Source organism: Lacrimispora sp., from assembly GCF_047605665.1.
Classification (GTDB): Bacteria; Bacillota; Clostridia; order Lachnospirales; family Lachnospiraceae; genus Lacrimispora.
In genome coordinates this window covers 93,790-111,191 of sequence record NZ_JASGFH010000012.1, presented here as the reverse complement: position 1 = coordinate 111,191, position 17,402 = coordinate 93,790, and the positions used below count along the sequence as shown (strand labels likewise).

20 protein-coding genes and 1 pseudogene are annotated in these 17,402 nt (G+C 46.3%); 7 read left to right on the top strand and 14 right to left on the bottom strand.

What is annotated here, in order from left to right:
* Nucleotides 1–23 precede the first annotated feature (23 nt).
* Entirely contained in the window at nucleotides 24–608 is a 585-nt protein-coding gene (locus QM657_RS11560; protein ID WP_415066812.1) for a DJ-1/PfpI family protein, read from the bottom strand.
* Between the two features lie 283 nt (nucleotides 609–891).
* Between QM657_RS11560 and QM657_RS11555 the strand changes: the two genes are divergently transcribed.
* Genes QM657_RS11555 through QM657_RS11545 form a run of 3 tightly spaced genes read left to right on the top strand, consistent with a single transcriptional unit; the run spans nucleotide 892 to nucleotide 3,290 of the window.
* Nucleotides 892–2,238, top strand: a complete 1,347-nt coding sequence (locus QM657_RS11555) for a 4Fe-4S dicluster domain-containing protein (protein WP_415066811.1) — start codon at nucleotides 892–894, stop codon at nucleotides 2,236–2,238.
* A gap of 20 nt (nucleotides 2,239–2,258) precedes the next feature.
* Complete coding sequence (locus QM657_RS11550) at nucleotides 2,259–2,804, top strand: BMC domain-containing protein (RefSeq protein ID WP_415066810.1); 546 nt, start codon at nucleotides 2,259–2,261, stop codon at nucleotides 2,802–2,804.
* Nucleotides 2,805–2,822: 18 nt separating this feature from the next.
* Nucleotides 2,823–3,290, top strand: coding sequence for a GlcG/HbpS family heme-binding protein (locus tag QM657_RS11545; RefSeq protein ID WP_415066809.1), 468 nt, complete (start codon nucleotides 2,823–2,825; stop codon nucleotides 3,288–3,290).
* A gap of 61 nt (nucleotides 3,291–3,351) precedes the next feature.
* Here the strand turns inward: QM657_RS11545 and QM657_RS11540 are convergent, their stop codons facing one another.
* Nucleotides 3,352–3,528 carry a hypothetical protein gene (locus QM657_RS11540; RefSeq protein ID WP_415066808.1) on the bottom strand — a complete coding sequence of 59 codons (177 nt, stop codon included), beginning with the start codon at nucleotides 3,526–3,528 and terminating at the stop codon, nucleotides 3,352–3,354.
* Nucleotides 3,529–3,610: 82 nt separating this feature from the next.
* On the opposite strand from QM657_RS11540, the pseudogene QM657_RS11535 reads away from it, so the two are divergent.
* Nucleotides 3,611–4,129: pseudogene (locus tag QM657_RS11535) on the top strand (peroxiredoxin); the annotation flags it as partial.
* Nucleotides 4,112–4,408, top strand: coding sequence for a glutaredoxin family protein (locus QM657_RS11530; protein WP_415066847.1), 297 nt, complete (start codon nucleotides 4,112–4,114; stop codon nucleotides 4,406–4,408). The pseudogene QM657_RS11535 and the gene QM657_RS11530, both read left to right, overlap by 18 nt.
* An 81-nt stretch (nucleotides 4,409–4,489) precedes the next feature.
* On the opposite strand, the gene QM657_RS11525 is transcribed toward QM657_RS11530, so the two are convergent.
* From QM657_RS11525 to QM657_RS11490, 8 genes are all read right to left on the bottom strand, one after another.
* Nucleotides 4,490–5,374 (bottom strand): hypothetical protein, encoded by an 885-nt coding sequence (locus tag QM657_RS11525; RefSeq protein ID WP_415066807.1) that lies wholly within the window; start codon nucleotides 5,372–5,374, stop codon nucleotides 4,490–4,492.
* A gap of 91 nt (nucleotides 5,375–5,465) precedes the next feature.
* On the bottom strand, nucleotides 5,466–6,662 hold the full coding sequence (locus QM657_RS11520) for an acetate/propionate family kinase (protein ID WP_415066806.1): 1,197 nt from the start codon (nucleotides 6,660–6,662) through the stop codon (nucleotides 5,466–5,468).
* Nucleotides 6,663–7,165: 503 nt separating this feature from the next.
* Complete coding sequence (locus QM657_RS11515) at nucleotides 7,166–8,071, bottom strand: TDT family transporter (RefSeq protein ID WP_415066805.1); 906 nt, start codon at nucleotides 8,069–8,071, stop codon at nucleotides 7,166–7,168.
* 1 nt (nucleotide 8,072) lies between these two features.
* Nucleotides 8,073–8,564 (bottom strand): C-GCAxxG-C-C family protein, encoded by a 492-nt coding sequence (locus QM657_RS11510; protein WP_415066804.1) that lies wholly within the window; start codon nucleotides 8,562–8,564, stop codon nucleotides 8,073–8,075.
* A 140-nt stretch (nucleotides 8,565–8,704) separates the two neighbouring features.
* Nucleotides 8,705–9,631: a tocopherol cyclase family protein gene (locus tag QM657_RS11505; RefSeq protein WP_415066803.1), complete on the bottom strand. Its 927-nt coding sequence runs from the start codon at nucleotides 9,629–9,631 to the stop codon at nucleotides 8,705–8,707.
* A 3-nt stretch (nucleotides 9,632–9,634) separates the two neighbouring features.
* Entirely contained in the window at nucleotides 9,635–9,769 is a 135-nt protein-coding gene (locus QM657_RS11500) for a hypothetical protein (protein ID WP_415066802.1), read from the bottom strand.
* A 12-nt stretch (nucleotides 9,770–9,781) separates the two neighbouring features.
* A complete protein-coding gene (locus QM657_RS11495; RefSeq protein ID WP_415066801.1) occupies nucleotides 9,782–10,513 on the bottom strand; it encodes a class I SAM-dependent methyltransferase in 732 nt (243 codons plus the stop codon).
* Nucleotides 10,514–10,571: 58 nt separating this feature from the next.
* Nucleotides 10,572–11,216: a hypothetical protein gene (locus tag QM657_RS11490; protein WP_415066800.1), complete on the bottom strand. Its 645-nt coding sequence runs from the start codon at nucleotides 11,214–11,216 to the stop codon at nucleotides 10,572–10,574.
* Between the two features lie 232 nt (nucleotides 11,217–11,448).
* Between QM657_RS11490 and QM657_RS11485 the strand changes: the two genes are divergently transcribed.
* Nucleotides 11,449–11,793, top strand: coding sequence for a GIY-YIG nuclease family protein (locus tag QM657_RS11485; protein WP_415066798.1), 345 nt, complete (start codon nucleotides 11,449–11,451; stop codon nucleotides 11,791–11,793).
* 51 nt (nucleotides 11,794–11,844) lie between these two features.
* Here QM657_RS11485 and QM657_RS11480 read toward each other — a convergent pair whose 3' ends face one another.
* Both QM657_RS11480 and QM657_RS11475 read right to left on the bottom strand, forming a co-directional pair.
* Nucleotides 11,845–12,438, bottom strand: a complete 594-nt coding sequence (locus QM657_RS11480) for a rubrerythrin family protein (RefSeq protein WP_415066797.1) — start codon at nucleotides 12,436–12,438, stop codon at nucleotides 11,845–11,847.
* Nucleotides 12,439–12,491: 53 nt separating this feature from the next.
* Nucleotides 12,492–13,724, bottom strand: a complete 1,233-nt coding sequence (locus QM657_RS11475; protein WP_415066796.1) for an MFS transporter — start codon at nucleotides 13,722–13,724, stop codon at nucleotides 12,492–12,494.
* A gap of 126 nt (nucleotides 13,725–13,850) precedes the next feature.
* Between QM657_RS11475 and QM657_RS11470 the strand changes: the two genes are divergently transcribed.
* Nucleotides 13,851–14,738: a LysR family transcriptional regulator gene (locus QM657_RS11470; protein ID WP_415066795.1), complete on the top strand. Its 888-nt coding sequence runs from the start codon at nucleotides 13,851–13,853 to the stop codon at nucleotides 14,736–14,738.
* A gap of 68 nt (nucleotides 14,739–14,806) precedes the next feature.
* Here the strand turns inward: QM657_RS11470 and QM657_RS11465 are convergent, their stop codons facing one another.
* Nucleotides 14,807–15,406: a DNA-3-methyladenine glycosylase family protein gene (locus tag QM657_RS11465; protein WP_415066794.1), complete on the bottom strand. Its 600-nt coding sequence runs from the start codon at nucleotides 15,404–15,406 to the stop codon at nucleotides 14,807–14,809.
* A 148-nt stretch (nucleotides 15,407–15,554) separates the two neighbouring features.
* Nucleotides 15,555–17,399, bottom strand: coding sequence for an ABC transporter ATP-binding protein (locus QM657_RS11460; protein ID WP_415066793.1), 1,845 nt, complete (start codon nucleotides 17,397–17,399; stop codon nucleotides 15,555–15,557).
* Between the last annotated feature and the right edge of the window lie 3 nt (nucleotides 17,400–17,402).

Here is a 17,402-nt window from a genome sequence, read left to right as displayed (position 1 = left end):
AAAAAATGTACAATCCAGACTTTTCACTGATCAGGGAAGTCCATTCGTACATTTAATAACTTCAAGAAACCTTTCAGCAGTTCCACATTTCCAGGCCAGGCCGGGGAAGTCACCAGATTTTTGCTGATCACTGCTTCGTGAGGAAGCACTTCCACATACTCCCCTCCCACTGCCAGAACCTCAGGCTTTACTGCAGAGTAGGAGGTAAGCCTTATCCCCCGCACTGCATCTGCGGCCGTGAGTATCTGGACTCCATGGCAGATAGCCGCCACAGGTTTCTTAAGTTCCATGAAATAACGGACAATGTCAAGCACTCTGGCATTCAGCCTCAAATATTCCGGCGCTCTTCCGCCGGTGAGGAAAAGCCCGTCATACTGTTCTAGTTTCAGATAACTGAAATCAGCATTCAGCATGAAAAGGTGCCCCGGTTTTTCCGAGTAGGTCTGATCCCCTTCAAAATCATGGATGGCAGTTTTTATCGTATCTCCAGCCGATTTTCCAGGGCAGGCCACATCTACCCAGAGCCCTGCCACCATCAATGCCTGATACGGCACCATGACTTCGTAATCTTCTGTATAATCACCAGCCAGTATCAATACTTTCTTCACTTGTTCCCTCCTTTTGTTCCCATGGCAGGTCATTTCAATCCATCTTCCGCTCTCCCGCCGGAAATGAAATTCACATCATGTGTACTTGTTTTATTATATCATGTCACAAACTTCCTTCTTTATAATAAGCAGACCGGATTACCCCACAATCCAGACACGCTTTGTCCAGCGGCAAGTGTATTGGATTTTACCCTTTTTTAGATTGAGGCGTAATTGAGTATTCTCTCCCTGTTTTTTATAATGGTAAGAGAGTATGTTTCATTCTCACGAAAGGAGTACAGCTATGCCACTGTTGGAACAAATAAAAGATGCAGGTATTGTAGGATGCGGAGGAGCCGGTTTTCCGGCCCACGTTAAATTAAACTGTACGGTAGAACATCTGATCATCAATGCTGCTGAATGTGAGCCGCTTCTGCGCACAGACCGCTGGCTGATGATTCACAAAGCTGCAGAGATCATCACTGCGGTTGAAATGATGGCGGAAATGGTGAAGGCCAGCCATATACATATTGCGCTGAAGGAAACTTACCGGCAGGAAATCCAGGCCCTGGAGTCTGCAATCGCCGAAAGGTCCAGCCCTGTACGGCTGTTTCAGATGAAGAATTTCTATCCTGCCGGTGACGAACAGATTATGGTCTGTGATGTGACAGGGCGCACCGTGCCCCCTTCAGGAATTCCGCTGGATGTAGGCGCTGTGGTATCGAACCTGGCCACCGCATATTCCATCTATCAAGCCTCCCAGGGAGAGCCGTTTACGAGCAAATACTTAACGGTTACAGGCGCAGTCACCTCCCCCTGTATTGTACATGCGCCCCTTGGAACTTCTTTCGCCGAATGCCTTAAGGCAGCCGGGGGGCCCGCAGCGGCCGGATGCCATGTGATTGCCGGAGGACCTCTGATGGGAAAATGTTACAGCATGCAAGAAGCGGAAAAGCTGGTCGTTACGAAAACAACCTCCGGCTTTATACTTGTACCGGATGATGCCCCTTTGGTACTGAATCATCAGATTCCCGTAAATGTGTCATTGAAACGGGCAAAGATGAGCTGCATTCAGTGTACCTACTGTACGCAGATGTGTCCCAGATACTTAACCGGCCATCCCTTAAAACCCCATATGATCATGCGCAAGCTGGCCTATGCCCAGTCTCCTGAAGATATCCTGGATGATATCCATGTGAAAAATGCCATGATTTGCAGTGAATGCGGTTTATGCGAAACATACGCCTGCCCTATGGGATTAAAACCAAGACAGGTGAACATCTACTTAAAAGGCCTGCTGCGCCAGAAAGGATTCCGGTACGAAAAACCATTGGCAGCATTCCGTCAACTGGAGGAACGCTCTTACCGCCGTGTGCCGTCCCGGAGAATCGCCGCCAGGCTCGGTGTGGATGCATATTACGATTACCACATAGAAGAATGCCAGGAACTTATGCCTGAGGTTGTGCATATCCCGCTTCAGCAGCACATTGGCGCCCCATCCATCCCTGCAGTCGCTGCCGGTGACAAGGTGGTGGCCGGACAGTTGATCGGAAGTATTCCGGAGAAAGCGTTGGGAGCTAATATTCATGCGAGTATTTGCGGCCGGGTAAGGTCGGTTTCCAATTCCGAAATTATCATTTGTGCAGAATGAAGCCAGACAAGGAGGGTATTATGATTACCATTGGATTTTTAGAATTAAACAGCATTGCCAGGGGAGTTCTGGCCGCAGATATGATGCTGAAAGCCGCGGATGTCAGGTTAATAGCCGCAAGGCCCAGTTGTCCCGGAAAGTACCAGATATTGATTTCCGGGGAGGTTTCCGCAGTGGAAACTTCTTTAAGCAGCGGTGAGGCGGCGGCAAAGAACAATATGATAGACAAACTTCTGATTCCCAGAGTTCATCCTCAGGTCATAGAAGCCATTCATATGTCTGTTTCCGTACCGGAGCGCAAAGCCCTGGGCGTGCTGGAGTTTTTCTCCATCGCCGGAGCCATTATCGCTGCGGACAGCGCTGTGAAAGCAGCCAATGTAACCTTGATAGAAATCCGGCTGGGAACGGGAATCGGCGGCAAATCTTTTGTCACTCTTACAGGTGATGTGGGAGCCGTAGAAGCGGCTGTGGATGCCGGTGCAAAAACTGCCGAGGCCACCGGCTCCATGATCGAAAAGATTGTGATCGCCCACCCGGCAAAGGAACTTTATGACAGCTTGCTGTAGCGGATATCAGGAGGAACGATGATGATGGAAGAAAACCAGATGGAAAAGCTTGTGGGCGCCATTGTGGATACACTGAAGCTTGAAACAATTACCCTGCGTGATGCTCTGCTCCTCATAGAAATGGGAAAAGAAAAGGCTTTAAAATTAGGCGTTTCAATGGTCATAACGGTTGTTGACAGCGGCGGCAACTTGATCGCCCAGCAGCGTATGGACAACGCTTTTATTGGAAGCATTGTTATTTCCCGTTCCAAAGCATATACTGCGGCAGCTCTGCAAATCTCCACGGATGAACTGGCGGGGTCCGTGCTTCCCGGACAGCCTCTCTATGGCCTTGCAGAAACGGGAGGGGGAAGTTTCTGCGTATTTGGCGGAGGAATTCCTATTATGAGAAAAGGCCGCTGCATCGGCGGCCTGGGTGTTTCAGGAGGTTCTTTAGAACAAGATCTCTGCGTGGCAAAACATATTATAGCTCATTGGGAATCATAATATTTGCAGCACAACGAACAAAGCCGCCAACAGGCGGCTTTAGACTTCGAAAAAAGAACATTTACGTGCCCTCTGTTGCACCTTCCTTTTTGGGGGGATTATAGTAACAGTTCGGGCATTCATCAGGTTTTTTCTCCACCTTCTGATTTTTATACAGACAATTCGGACAATCGTCCGGCATCTTTTCTACTTCGTCTGTCTGATAAAAATTACCTGCAAATTCATCTTTCTTATTCATGGCATTTCCTCCGTATGATAGATATATATGTTTCAACAATTTGATACGGTATTAATCACATTTTCAATAAAGGAGGCACTAAATGGAACGGCTTATCAATAAAAAAGCACCTCACTTCACCATGGAAGCGGTCACCGGTGACGGAGAAGAATTCATCACACTGGACTTGGAAGACTATAGAGGCTCATGGCTGATACTTTTCTTTTACCCTATGGACTTTACCTTCGTCTGCCCTACAGAGCTTACCGGTTTCAGCAAAGACTGCCAGCTTTTCCATGAGGCAGGGGCAAAGCTGCTGTCTGTCAGCACTGACAGCAAATACTGCCATCAGGCCTGGATCCGGAATGGTCTGGGACACTTAAACTATCCTATGGCAGCGGACAAGACCATGTCCGTTTCGTCTGACTACGGCGTGCTGCTGGAGGATGAAGGAGTAGCCCTCCGCGGTCTTTTTATCATCGACCCTGAACTGACGGTGCGCTACAGCGTAATCCATGACAATCATATAGGCCGGAATACAGAAGAAATCTTAAGGGTATTAAAAGCCCTGCAGACAAACGGCTTATGCGGCGCCAATTGGACCATTGGAAGCAGCAATCTCACTCCCGGACAGACGGTTGAGAAACCCCAGGCAGCGGCAGCTTCATCAGAAACGATCAGGCTTTACTCCCTCCCCGGCTGCACATACTGCAGTCAGATAAAAGAGTATTTAAAAAGCCAGGGACTCTCTTTTCAGGAAATCAATCTGGAGACCGATGAAGAAGGACAGTCATTTATGGAAGAGAGAGGCTACACAGCCCTGCCGGTCACTATCATCGGAACTGAAGAGATATCCGGCTTCCGTCTGGATAAAATAAAAGAAATCTTAAACAGGCAATAAACCATATCCGTCTGAAACGGCTGATCTCCAGAACATAAACACTTATGGCAGATCAGCCGTTTTATGTATGTAAGACAAAGGCTAAACGCTGAAAAAGCCGTTTCCGAATATAGCGTTTATCACAAATGTAAGGATAAAAATGGTAAACGCCGGCGGGTCAACATGGGTATCGCAATGGCTGTTAAAGGTTTTTGCCATAAAATCGCCCAATAATGAGGCGATGATGCCGAATATTGTGCCCATAACAGGATTTCCGGAAGCTGCCACAGCGAGGGCGGCAATCAGCGCAATATGGTGGGTTGCCGGTGTTGCAAATCCCGTCTGCGTAAATATCAGTGATGCGGCCGCTATACCAAAGCAGAGGATGGGGTAACTTCCCAAAACTGCATCAGCAGCTCCGCTGGTTACCAATGCCTGATATACAAAGCCAACGGTTGTGCCCAATCCCAGCCCCAGCAGCACATTACAGATCATGCCATTTCCTGCGGTAAAATACTCTCTCTTTTCGCTTTCCGGCGCTTTCCCTATAAGGCCGCTGGTTCCAAAGAGAAAACGAACAGCAATTGCGGAAATAACAACAGTAATACCCGGAAGATCTGTGTTTAAGTGAAGGATGGAACCCATGAGATAATGCACCAGGAAACCAAACACACCAAAGATACCGCCTACAATCAGTGTCATAGGATCGCAAAGACCGTTCAGAGAAGACAAAATATCAGTTCCGCTGCCCAGCTTTTTCTGCTTTCCCGCATAAGCGGCTGCAGCAACGCCTCCGGCAAATGCAACATGCGGCCCAAGGTAGGAACCGAAGGCGATAAAACCAACCGTCATATCAGATCCTCCCGCCATAGCCACTCCGGCACCTGTAATGGCAATGACTCCCGTAAGAATAAATGCGGGCAGTGCTCCCATATAGGCCCCAATAATACCTCCCCCAAATGATGCGATTAATGCAAAAATATTCATACCTTTCTCCTTTCATGATTTCTCATCGATTCCATTTTAACATTTGTTTGTCAAACCTTAATTATGCTATTCATTCTAAAAAGAGGTAATATTAAGACATAATCAGCCGTAAGGTTTCTCTGGCAATCTCTAATTCCTCATTGGTGGGAATCACCATGACTGTGACATTGGAGTCGGATGTGGAAATCTTCATCTCTTCTCCCCGTCTGAAATTTGCAGCTTCATCAATCCGAATTCCCATCCAGCATAAGTATTCACATATCCTTTCCCTAGTTCCTTTATCATTTTCTCCAATCCCAGCCGTAAAAACAATTGCGTCCACCCCCTTCATGGCGGCTGCATATCCCCCTATGAATTTTGCACATTGATAGGCAAATATCTCTAACGCATCTGCTGCCCGCTCACTGCCCCCTCTCTTTGCCTCCTCTAAATCACGGAAATCACTGGAGCTTCCGGAAATTCCGTAAACACCCGATTTTTTATTGAGAATGCCAAGCATATCGTCGATATCCAGATTCTCTTTATGCATCAGGTATTGCAGGGCCGCCGGGTCGATATTGCCGCTTCTGGTTCCCATGATCAGGCCTTCCAGAGGCGTGAAGCCCATGGTCGTATCAATGGATTTTCCATATTCTATTGCCGCTATGCTGGAACCATTTCCCAGATGGCACACAATGGTTTTTAAAGAAGAGACCGGTTTTCCAAGAAGGTCTGCTGCTCTTTTCGCCACATAGCTGTGACTGGTTCCATGAAAGCCATACCTTCTCATCTTATATTTTTCATAATATTCGTAGGGAATTCCATATAGATAGGCCTTCTTCGGCATGGTCTGATGGAATGCCGTATCAAAAACCGCAGCCATAGGCACTTTGGGCATCAGCTCTTTACAGGCATAGATACCGCTTAGGCTGAGAGGATTGTGAAGCGGCGCAATTTCACAGCAGTCTGCAACTGCTTTGATGGCTTTTTCATTGAGTAAGGTAGAAGATGTAAAAAACTCTCCTCCATGAGCCACCCGGTGACCCACAGCTCCAATTTCTTCCAATGTCTTTATGACTCCGCTCTGCTCATTCGTAAGCATATCCAGCGCAACGCGGACCGCCTCTGAATGAGTAGACATGGAAGCCTCCCAGGTTTCTTTCATCCCATTGGCAGGTTCATAAGAAACCCGGCTTTCTTCCAATCCAATCCGCTCGCAGATCCCTTTAGCCAGTACGGCTTCCGTATCCGATTGAATCAGTTGATACTTCAAAGAAGAACTTCCGCAGTTGATAACCAATATATTCATGATGATACCTCCCAAAATATATGTAAAATCCAAACCAGACCATTCACACCTCTTCCGTGTTCTATTTTTACAAATGGTATGAATCAGTACTTTTTGCAGATTGCTTCAGGGTGTAATCTTTTCCTCATAACAGAAGCTCTCCGCCTCTATGGGGATCAGGCAATTTCGCGCCGATATGGCATCTGTATCAGCTCTGTCCGCGCCTCTTAATCTCATCTTAAAGATTTGACAGGGAGAATGTCCCGGTATCAGAACCTGCAGAAAGAGCTTCTTATACTTTGCAGATGTTTTCACAGATATTACCATTCATAAATCACTCTCCCTCCTGCAAGTATTTTCAATACGGATATTATACAATGAAGGCGGGGCTCAACGAATATACATTACAGAGGGGAAAACGGTAATTTTAAGACTTTACGGGGCAAAACCCCTTTTATCTTATTGGGAATACACGCAAAAAACGGGGAAGGTTTCCCTTCCCCGCTGTACGCTTCCTATCACACTTATCTGCTGAACAAAAACTTCATATACCGAATGAACACATAAGCAACCAGACATACTGCAATGACCGTTTCCACAGTCACCAGAACCGGTAAAAAGCCTATGTTATAACCTGCCTTCCCCAGAAATCCGGCTGACATCTTCAATGCAATGGCGCTGATGACAACAGGAAAGGTGAAGGCGGAATAGCTTGGATAAAATGGCAATGCCAGAAATTTAGGAAGCTGAACCAGCACCGTCAAATACAGCACCGAGGCCAATATCATAAGGGACAAGACCATTGCCGGTGATTTCACCTCGGCGGACTGGAGATAGCCTGCCAGACAGAGGCTGACCGGTGCCGTGTAGATACAAAACAGCGGTCTTGCCGGTTCAGGAATCTCTTTATGCTTCACATACCGGGTTGTCACAAGGGCCAGCAGAATCAGACAGCACACCAGACCAAACCAGAAAATCCCCAGCCCAAGTCCTGTCTGCCCAAATGCAGGCGATGTCACACTGGCTGCCACAATTCCCACATACACAATGTAGTAGCTGGCAAACACGGTTTTCATATTCAATTTACAAATAAAACGGATGGTGAAATACACCATGATCAAAATATGCAGCCCGATCCCCAAATACCAGATATAAACGGCACTGCCGCCAATAAAAGGCTTTGCATAGGCTGACAGCAGAATCACTGCCATGGAAAAGGTTCCTGATACGCTTGCCACCGCCGGATTTTTCATATCTTCTTTTACCATGTCAAAATGAAGAAGACATTTGCACAGAATCAAAATCCCCAATACGGTTGAAATGGCTCCGCACAGCAGGCGGACAGCCTCCGAATAGCTTTGCAGGAGATTGCCCAGGGCTGCCAGCCCCAGCATAAGCCCTGCCATTGGAACAGGTATTTTCTTAATCATCTCATTCCCCCGCAAGCTGTAATTCGTCCACATTGGTAAGTCCGAATTCCCGAACCACGATTTCAGCCACTTTTCCCGCTATCATACCGGTCAATTTTATGCACTGCTCTTTGTGCTCCCCTGCACCCATGTCAAATTCCTTGGTCAAGATTCTGCAGCACAGCGCATTTTTCCCGTTGTTATCCTTAAACCAGTCGTGAAGCTCCTTTGCCACTTCTAAGTTCTTCTCCACCTTGGGGTCTCCCTGTTTCGTCCGCCCGAAAAACAGGCCAAGGGCCATAACGCCTCCGGAAACCGCTCCGCATAAGCATTTGGAACGTCCGATCCCCACCGGAAATCCGGATGCCATAGCAATCACTTCCTCCGGTATGTCCAGTTCGAAGTTGGAACGGATGGAGCTCATAACCGCTTCCGAGCAAAAGAAACCGCCCCGGAACAGCTCCTCTGCCTCTTCACCGATCTTCTTTACACTAACCTCATGTTTTATATTCATTTCTATGTAACCTCCCGCATATTTGATGTTGATACGTCTATTCTATTAGGGATTGTTCATTACGTCCAATAGATAAACATGATAGGCGGGGAGTACTTATAGATTTTTACTATTAATCAAGGGAATTAATGGGATTAATCTTACCCTTCCACATGCTCAAGACTCACATGCCTGCTGGTCAGGTCAAAGATCAGATTTTCCTTCTGATACAGCAAAAACCTTCCCTGAAGCATGTGGGCTTCCTCTATAAACCGGCTCATATTTCCCTGATCCGGCGCAGAAAGCCTGTAGGAAAATCTGGCTTCCCTGTTTTTTCTCTGATTTGATATAAATATTTCCAGGCAGTAATTTCCCTGCTTTAACACAACCGCAGTTTCCCTTTTTCTCACAATCTTCACCCCTGAATATGTGGCAAACCGGTATTCCTTTCCCTGGTACTGAACCACGCAGATACACCCCTGAAAGCTTCCTCCGAGAAAAGGGATGTCTGCAATGGAAACCATGACAGACGCCTCCTCCCGAAACTGGTTGCATTGCAGCCACAGATAATCCGTCGGAAATGACCTGCCCTTATCCCCTTCTATATACCCTTTTCCTCCGTTAAAATCCAGTACCTTTCCATTGATCTTCACCCTTCCCTGCAGGGAATGGGACATGCTGATCACTTCATGGCTGCACTCCATAAAAGGGATCAACTGAAAGGGCCCCATAATGGGGTAACGGATGGGGCTTAAAGGACCGTAACCGATCGTTCCCTCAATGAAAACATCCTTTGATTTTATATTCAGTCTTACTCCTCTCCGGGAAAAAACATTGTTTCCCACCATGATCTTTCCCTGCCGCTTATCTGCCAGATAATCCTCTTCTTCAAAATCTATGAAATAAGAATCCTCATTCCAGATAATCTGCAAAAAAGGATGTGTTTTTCCGCTTTCATCCACGCTCTGACCGGGAATCAAAGCCAATACGGTATCCCCTTTCTGATGTTTAAAATACCACCCTTCAAAATACCCTGTTTTCGTATTCTTTCCCAGCCCTTTTATACCCTGTAAAATTTTCTTATTCATCCGTTAAGTCATACCTCCGTTTGCTTCCTTCATTTCATGGTCATAACCATAGGATTTCCGGATGGATGGCTTTTCATAACCCATTGTACCGGACAATGCAAAAAAGACACCGGAATTTTCATCCCAATGTCTTTTCACCTCTGATATGATCTATTTTTTCTTCGCAGAAACAATCAGCATCATGGGCCTGCGAAGCTCATCCTCCATCCCTTTTACGGTTTCAAGCAAATGGGCGGAAGGCTGGGGCTCTACAACTCCGGTCAGCTCAAAGCCTTCCTGTATGAGCCCATTGATATAAGTAGTGAGGGTTTTGTGGTACTTTATCACCTTTTCACCGAGAAATTCCGCTTCTCTCTTTCCCTCAAAAAAGTAGCGGTCAACGGGAAAATGAAGGATGTTCCCATCTTCATCATAGTACCAGTTCTGGCTGCCGTAAGCGGTAAAAACCGGATGCTCCGCAGAAAAAACAAAATCTCCCCCGCTCACGAGGCAGGCGGACACCTTCTTAAGGATACGGTCAAAAGATTCCAGATAATGAAAGGCAAGGGAGCTGATGACCACATCAAAAGAGTCCTGGTCAAAGGATATTTCTTCTATGGGCATTTGGATATAGCAGATGGAAGCATCTGTTTTTTCTCTTGCTGCTGCCAGCATTTTTTCAGAAATATCGACTCCTGTAACGGCCTTTGCCCCATGTTCCACCGCATACTGGCAGTGCCAGCCAAAGCCGCAGCCTAAATCCAGCACCCGTTTTCCTTTAAAATCAGGCAGCATGGATTCAAGTGTTTTCCACTCTCCGGCGCCGTCAAGCCCCTTTACAGAACGGTCCATCTGGCTGTATTTTTCAAAAAATATTTCATCATCGTATTTATTCTGTTTCATACTTCGTTTCTCCTGTATTCATGATTATTGAAAGCATTGATCACATATGGAACAGGGTTTAATATACGGTGACAAAGCCGCCGCCCTTACTGGTATTCCTAAGCCAGTGCCTTAAATCGATTTCTTCCAGTCTGCTTTGGTCCAGAATGGATACGAAACCGTGCTCCCTGTCTGATTCATAGATTGTCACCCAATGCCAGCTTTCCAGATTGTGAAGGTTCCCGTTGTGAAGATTTAAAAAAGCAACGGGCAGATCTCTTTTCAGCGCATATTCAATGAAGTCAAAGGCTTCCTTTATTTTTTCTTCATCCATCTCGTCTTTCTCCGGTATTTTCAGAAGGTCGCAGCATAAGTGAAAACCTTTCTTCTCTCCAAATTCCACGACTCCTTTCTCAAATTTTTCGATTTTATTCAGCCCCATAAGACCCGGAGTGACGTATTTCCATACATCTTCCATAAGCGTTAAAAAACCTTCCAGTGTGGTTCCGTCATAAGGGCAGAGCCCCTTATATTCTTCCCTTGTCTGGGATAAATACCAGATAATATTGGAACAGGAAGTGGGGCCGCACCCTGCCAGCCTTTGAAATCCCTTTTTGTACCAGCTTTGATCGGGTCCGTTATAAATGCGGTTCTCATCCTTTATTTTAAACACTTCACTTCTGTTTAATTTTATATTCCCTGATGCAGTTTTATTTATTTCCATACATTTCATCTCATTTCTATATTGATCCATTGAAGCAACAAATCATTATTACTTATATTATATGTACAAACCCTTTTTCATTGATAAACTCAGAGCCCTTATTGTATCACATTTCCTCCTCAAACACTATGAGCCATATATTAAAAAAGCTTAAACTTTTACGTTTTGTCTACGGAGCGTAGATTGATTCAAAGATCATATTGGGGTACAATGATTCAGGAGGTAAAGATAAATGGACATGAAACGAAGAAAACTGCTTTTAGAAGAATATAAAAACCGTCACCCTGAAATGGGAGTGATTTCCCTGCGCTGCAAGGCAACAGGCCAGGTTTTTCTGGGAATTTCCACCGATACAAAAGCTGGATTTAACAGCATCTGTGCCAAGTTATCCTTAAGTTCCCACCCCAATAAAAAGCTGCAGGAATTGTGGAACCAGTACGATTTGGAAGGGTTTGAATATTCTGTTTTAAAAGTTTTAAAATACGAAGACCCTGCCCAGGATTATACGGCAAAATTAGAAGAACTGCGGGAAAAATGTCTGGCAGAAGACCCTCAGGCAGAAAAAATCTGGAAGTAAAATACAAGAGTTATTTCAGCAATCCGAAAACGGCTGAAATAACTCTTTTTCTTATCTTCCAAAGGGAGAATCATCCCTGCGTACAAAAAATCCCTGATTGTGTTTGCAGACCGGACAGACCTGAGGCGCTTTCGCTCCGCTGTGAACATGTCCGCAGTTCAAACAGATATATTCCGTAGGTGTTTCATTGTCAAATAACCGGTTATTCTGAACCAGATTCGCATACCGGGTAAAGCGCTGGTTGTGGACCAGTTCAATTTCAGCAATCATATAAAAGGAATTGGCTATCTGGGAAAATCCCTCCTCTTTGGCCTTGTCGCCAAAGGATTTATAGATTGTGTCGTGTTCCGCCGCTTCATGCTTTGCGGCAAGCATTAAAAGCTCCTGCATATCAGTGGAATGATCGATGGGGTAGCCCGCATCAATGGATATTTCCTGCCCATTGAATTCTCTTAAGTGATTGTAAAATATCTCCGCATGTTCCTTTTCCTGTGTTCCCGTATAGTGGAAAAGCCAGTACAGCACTTCAAGATTCTGGTTCTTTGCCTGGGTTGCGGCAAACTCATAACGCCGCCAGGCCTGACATTCTCCTGCAAAGGCTCTTAAAAGATTCTCTTTTGTAATGCTTTCTTTCAGCGTGACCATATTAAGTCCCTCCTGGTTTGATTTACCAGTAGTATGACCCGTTTTACGCCTCTCTATTCTTCTGCATACGCCCTTCCCTTACCTACGGACACTTCACCGGATGCGCCCGCCGGACTGATCCGGGACACGGTTCTGCCGTGCAGGAGGTAATACATCCCCATGGAAGCGATGATAATAAAAGCCACACTCATATACAGGCTTCGAAATCCCACAACAGGTTCCAGAATCCCCAGCAGGAAGGGGCCCACTCCAACGCCTGTATCCATAATGGCTAAGAATGTGGAGGTCGCCAGACCGATGCGGTGGCTTGGGGCCAGTTTAACAGCAATCGCCTGTCCGCAGGATAAAAAAGTTCCAAACCCAAGGCCGATGAAAGCCGCTGCCGCTAAAAGAGTGAAACCGTGACGGGCCTGGCCCAAAGCAGCCATTCCTACGGCAAACAGCACAAAGGCCGGATACATGACGTAATTTTCATTTTTCAAGTCAAACAGCTTCCCGGTCAATGGCCTGGAAATTAAAATAGCGATGGAATAAACGAGGAAAAAGAAACTGCCTGCCTCAGCCAGATGAATTTCGCTTGTGTAAGAAGAAAGAAAACTCATGATGCTCGAATAGCTGAACCCCACGACTGCGCCGGTAGCGGCAATGGGAAGAGCCCTGTATTCAAGAAAGCTGCTGGCAGAAAACTTTTTTTCATAGAATACGGTTTCCTGGGGCTTCTCCTCTGTCACCTTTAAAAAGAATGCTGCTCCATAGCTGATCACCAGCAATCCGACTGATAAAATCAAAATGGAATGAAAGCTCACATGCTGATTGAGATACATGCCAAGAAAGGGACCGACAGCAGAGGCCAATGTGGTGCTCATGGCATAATAACTGATGCCCTCTCCCCTCCGGTCTGCCGGTACGAGATTGGCTGCCAGAGTACCCGTTGCAGTGGAAGTGATTCCAAATCCGATTCCATGGAGAAAGCGGATCAGACAGAGGATGAGCAGCCCCGTTGCCCTGAAATACATCACCGTCGTGATCAGGAAAACCAGCAGTCCGATGTAAAGAGTCCGTTTTCGTCCCACCTGATCAATGATGCTTCCGGCACAAATACGTGATACCAGCGCTCCCACAATAAAAACTCCCACGGCCAGTCCCGCCTGGCTGGGTGAGGCATTGAGGCTGCTCATAGCATAGCCGGCAATCATGACCATCAGCAGGTAATACACCAGATACACAAGAAAATTTACCGTTGCATCAAGCAGAAAGCTTTTCGTCCACAATTTTGATTTCGTCATTTTACCATACTCCTTATTTTGTATCATCAGATTTTCAACCTGATCATTATAACATTGACGAATCATAATTAAAAATATATAATTTTACATATTATTATTCCTTTAGAGCTATTAAGGAGGCAAACCATGGATTTACTTCAATTACAATATTTTCAGGTTGTGGCCCGGTTGGGAAATGTCACCCAGGCTGCAAAAGAGCTTCACGTATCCCAGCCCTCGATCAGCAAAACCATTGCCCGCCTGGAGGAAAGCTTAGGCGTTCCCCTGTTTGAGCGTTCCGGAAGGCGGATTCATTTAAACCAGTTCGGAGAAACGTTTCTGCGCAGAGTGGAGCGGTGTTTCAATGAATTAAAGGATGGACAGCGGGAACTGGCGGAATTATCCGAGCTGGAGAGAAAGACAGTGACAGTCGGTGCCGCCACCTCACGGCTGCTGCCGGACCTTTTTAAAAACTATCTGGCAGACAATCCCGATGTCAAATTCAAGATTCGCCATATTACGAAGCATCAGGAAATACAAAAGCAGCTTCTCATGGGAGAAATAGACTTAAGCATCTTTTTTCTGCCTGCCACTCATCCGGAAATTCACTGTGAGCCTTTGCTGGTGGAAGAAATCTTTCTTGCCGTTCCTCCCTCCCATCCCCTGGCAGGCCGCAAAAGCATTGATTTAAAAGAAGTGGCCCACGAACATTTCATCGGTGTGACGACAGATTCGGAGTTTTGGGAAATCACAAACAGGTTCTGCCAGGAGGCAGGCTTCACTCCCAATATCGCATTTGAAATCGAAAGTCTGGATATTATCATCAATCTGGTCAATGCGGGACTTGGGATCGCTTTTCTTCCCGCCTACTGGCCCAGAGGAAATCCCATGGAACCTCCGGTGCAACTGCACATCAAATCCCCCTCCTGCCAGCGGACCATCTGGCTTTCCTGGCTGAAAGAGCGGTATGCGACAGAGACCATACGGGATTTCAGGGAGTTCATTATTGATCACTTTTCATCCTCAGATGTTTAACAGGTATAAGCTGAAAACGCCGCCCTGTTTCATCAGAACAGGGGCGGCGTTTTACGTTTTTCATCGGATTATCTTTCATCATTCAGTGCGTAATAGTACAGTGACGCAACGGAGCAATAAGGCGCATACTTCTTTCGCAGGCCCTCAAACCTCTGCCTGCTCAATGTTTTAAATCCATGGGCTTTTTTGATACCGTTCTGCAAAGCCACATCATCATAGCTGAATATATCCAGGCGTCCCATGGTAAACTCTGCGATCATTTCCGCAGTCCACCGTCCCACGCCTTTGATCTGCATTAAGTATTTGATCACTTCTTCATCTGACATATTCTCTAAAAGCGAAAAGTCATATTTCCCTTCCAGAACCTCCTGGGCCAAAGCCTTGATGTATTCCGCTTTTCTCTTGGAAATGCCGCATTGTTTTATGACATCAACATCAACAGCCGCCACATGGCCGGGGGTGACCTCTCCTACTATATTGAGAAACCGCTGGCATAGAACCTCTGCCACCCGGTTTGACAGCATTTGTCCGATGATATGCATGGTAAGGGAGGAAAACACATCTCCTGCCATACCTCTTTCCATATGGCCGAAATGGCTGACCAGATTCTTCATCACATCATTTTTCCGGGAAATATACTCCATTTCCTTTTGTGAATATTTTATCATAGATTGTAATTTCCTTATCCGCTTTATTTTATCTTGCTACAGGCACATTCGCAATATGGCTGCCAGTATGACGCTGATCATGCGATGGCTGCTTCCGTAATAAACCGTGTTTCTGCAGCCGTAATCATGTATTTCAAATTTTGCAGCGTCACTGCAGCACCTTTCCCATCTGGTTCATCACCATTTCATAATAACGTCCCTGCATTTTCATCAGACTTTGATGATTGCCGCTCTCCAATATCTGCCCGTCGCCAATCACCATGATACGGTCCGCATCCCGGATTGTGGAAAGGCGGTGGGCGATCAAAAAGCTGGTGCGGTTTTTCATAAGGCTGACCAGAGCCTTTTGTATCTCCTTCTCCGTCTTCGTATCCACGCTGCTTGTGGCTTCATCGAGAATCAAAATCGGGCTGTCACAGAGGACCGCTCTTGCAATGGATATCAACTGCCTCTGGCCCTGGCTTAAATTATCGGTAGCTGCGGATACGTTGGTGGCATAGCCTTTGGGAAGCTTATGAATGAAGTCATGGGCATGGGCAATTTTTGCCGCCTTGATCACATCTTCCTCTGCGGCGTCACTTCTGGAATAACGGATATTGTCCATGATGGTCCCGCTGAATAAGCTGGTATCCTGAAGCACGACAGAAAAACAGCGCCTTAAACTGTCCCGTTTAATCCGGGTGACCGGCACATGGTCAATCGCAATCTCACCGCTGTCCGCATCGTAAAACCGGGTCAACAGGTTGACAATAGTGGTCTTTCCGGCTCCCGTTTCTCCTACTAACGCAATGACCTCGCCAGGATTTACGTGAAAGCTGACGTTTTTAAGAATCGGTTTCGTCTTATTGTAAGAAAAGCATACATTTTGAAAAGAAACCTCTCCAACGGGATTTGGGATTTCTATGGCATCTGTACTGTCTTTCGTTTCTTCCTCATAATCCAGTATTTCAAAAACCCGCTCAGCACCGGCCAATGCCGATTGTATGGTATTAAACATTCCTGCAACCGAATTTAAGGGATGGGCAAACTGTTTTGAATAGCTTAAAAAGCTTACAACCGTCCCCACCTTCAGACCATAGCTCACCGATAAAATACCGCCCAGGATGGCGACCACGGCAAATACGAAATTATTGATGACATTCATTAACGGCATCATATAACCGGACCAGACCTGGGCTTTGCTGCTGCTTTCACATAAACGCCGGTTGATCTCTTTAAACTGTAAAATGGCATCCTCCTGCCTGCCAAAGGCTTTCACCATTTTTAAGCCAAGAATATTCTCTTCGATAACACCGTTAAGCGCTCCAAGGCTCCTCTGCTGCGCCAGAAAATGAGCACGGCTTCTGGCTGCAATGGTCCTAGTCAGCAGAAAAACGAGAGGAACGCACAGCAATACCACAAAGGTGAGGGGCAGGTTTAAGCTGATCATAACTGCCAGAGAGCCTATAAGTGTCAAAATGCTGGAGATCAACTGTGTGGTCGTCTGGGCTATGGTGGAGCTGATATTATCCACATCATTTGTAATTCTGCTCATGGTATCCCCGTGAGACTGGGTATCATAAAATCCAAGAGGAAGCCTCTGCATTTTCTCAAAAAATTCCGTGCGAAGGGTAAAAACCAGCTTCTGGGAAATGCGCAGCATGATGATGCCGTTTATTAAATTGAGCAGCCAGTTGGCCGCATATAAGCCTAATATGAGGATGAGAAGCGATACCAGCTTGACAGAGTCCACGCTCCTGCCAGCCATGTCAAAAGTATCGAAGGTCTGGCCCACATAATACGGAATGGCAACCGATATCACCGAGGAAACCACGGTCAGAACGATTGCCCCAATTATGGTTTTAGCCCAGCGCATATAGATTTTAACGATCCTGAGCAGGGTTCCTTTTGTATTTTTCGGTTTTGCCCCCGGAATAAAACGTTCTCCGGCGGCCCCCAGACGCCTGCCTATGGTGGGCCCCTTTGGCTGCTGCTGACTGAATTTTGCTGCCATATG

Excerpts from the sequence above, each read along its gene's own strand:
- QM657_RS11555 (WP_415066811.1), top strand. The coding sequence starts at position 892 with ATGCCACTGTTGGAACAAATAAAAGATGCAGGTATTGTAGGATGCGGA.
- QM657_RS11550 (WP_415066810.1), top strand. The coding sequence starts at position 2,259 with ATGATTACCATTGGATTTTTAGAATTAAACAGCATTGCCAGGGGAGTT.
- QM657_RS11545 (WP_415066809.1), top strand. The coding sequence starts at position 2,823 with ATGATGATGGAAGAAAACCAGATGGAAAAGCTTGTGGGCGCCATTGTG.
- QM657_RS11540 (WP_415066808.1), bottom strand. The coding sequence starts at position 3,528 with ATGAATAAGAAAGATGAATTTGCAGGTAATTTTTATCAGACAGACGAA.
- QM657_RS11525 (WP_415066807.1), bottom strand. The coding sequence starts at position 5,374 with ATGAATATTTTTGCATTAATCGCATCATTTGGGGGAGGTATTATTGGG.
- QM657_RS11520 (WP_415066806.1), bottom strand. The coding sequence starts at position 6,662 with ATGAATATATTGGTTATCAACTGCGGAAGTTCTTCTTTGAAGTATCAA.
- QM657_RS11515 (WP_415066805.1), bottom strand. The coding sequence starts at position 8,071 with ATGATTAAGAAAATACCTGTTCCAATGGCAGGGCTTATGCTGGGGCTG.
- QM657_RS11510 (WP_415066804.1), bottom strand. The coding sequence starts at position 8,564 with ATGAATATAAAACATGAGGTTAGTGTAAAGAAGATCGGTGAAGAGGCA.
- QM657_RS11505 (WP_415066803.1), bottom strand. The coding sequence starts at position 9,631 with ATGAATAAGAAAATTTTACAGGGTATAAAAGGGCTGGGAAAGAATACG.
- QM657_RS11495 (WP_415066801.1), bottom strand. The coding sequence starts at position 10,513 with ATGAAACAGAATAAATACGATGATGAAATATTTTTTGAAAAATACAGC.
- QM657_RS11490 (WP_415066800.1), bottom strand. The coding sequence starts at position 11,216 with ATGGAAATAAATAAAACTGCATCAGGGAATATAAAATTAAACAGAAGT.
- QM657_RS11485 (WP_415066798.1), top strand. The coding sequence starts at position 11,449 with ATGGACATGAAACGAAGAAAACTGCTTTTAGAAGAATATAAAAACCGT.
- QM657_RS11480 (WP_415066797.1), bottom strand. The coding sequence starts at position 12,438 with ATGGTCACGCTGAAAGAAAGCATTACAAAAGAGAATCTTTTAAGAGCC.
- QM657_RS11475 (WP_415066796.1), bottom strand. The coding sequence starts at position 13,724 with ATGACGAAATCAAAATTGTGGACGAAAAGCTTTCTGCTTGATGCAACG.
- QM657_RS11470 (WP_415066795.1), top strand. The coding sequence starts at position 13,851 with ATGGATTTACTTCAATTACAATATTTTCAGGTTGTGGCCCGGTTGGGA.
- QM657_RS11465 (WP_415066794.1), bottom strand. The coding sequence starts at position 15,406 with ATGATAAAATATTCACAAAAGGAAATGGAGTATATTTCCCGGAAAAAT.
- QM657_RS11460 (WP_415066793.1), bottom strand. The coding sequence starts at position 17,399 with ATGGCAGCAAAATTCAGTCAGCAGCAGCCAAAGGGGCCCACCATAGGC.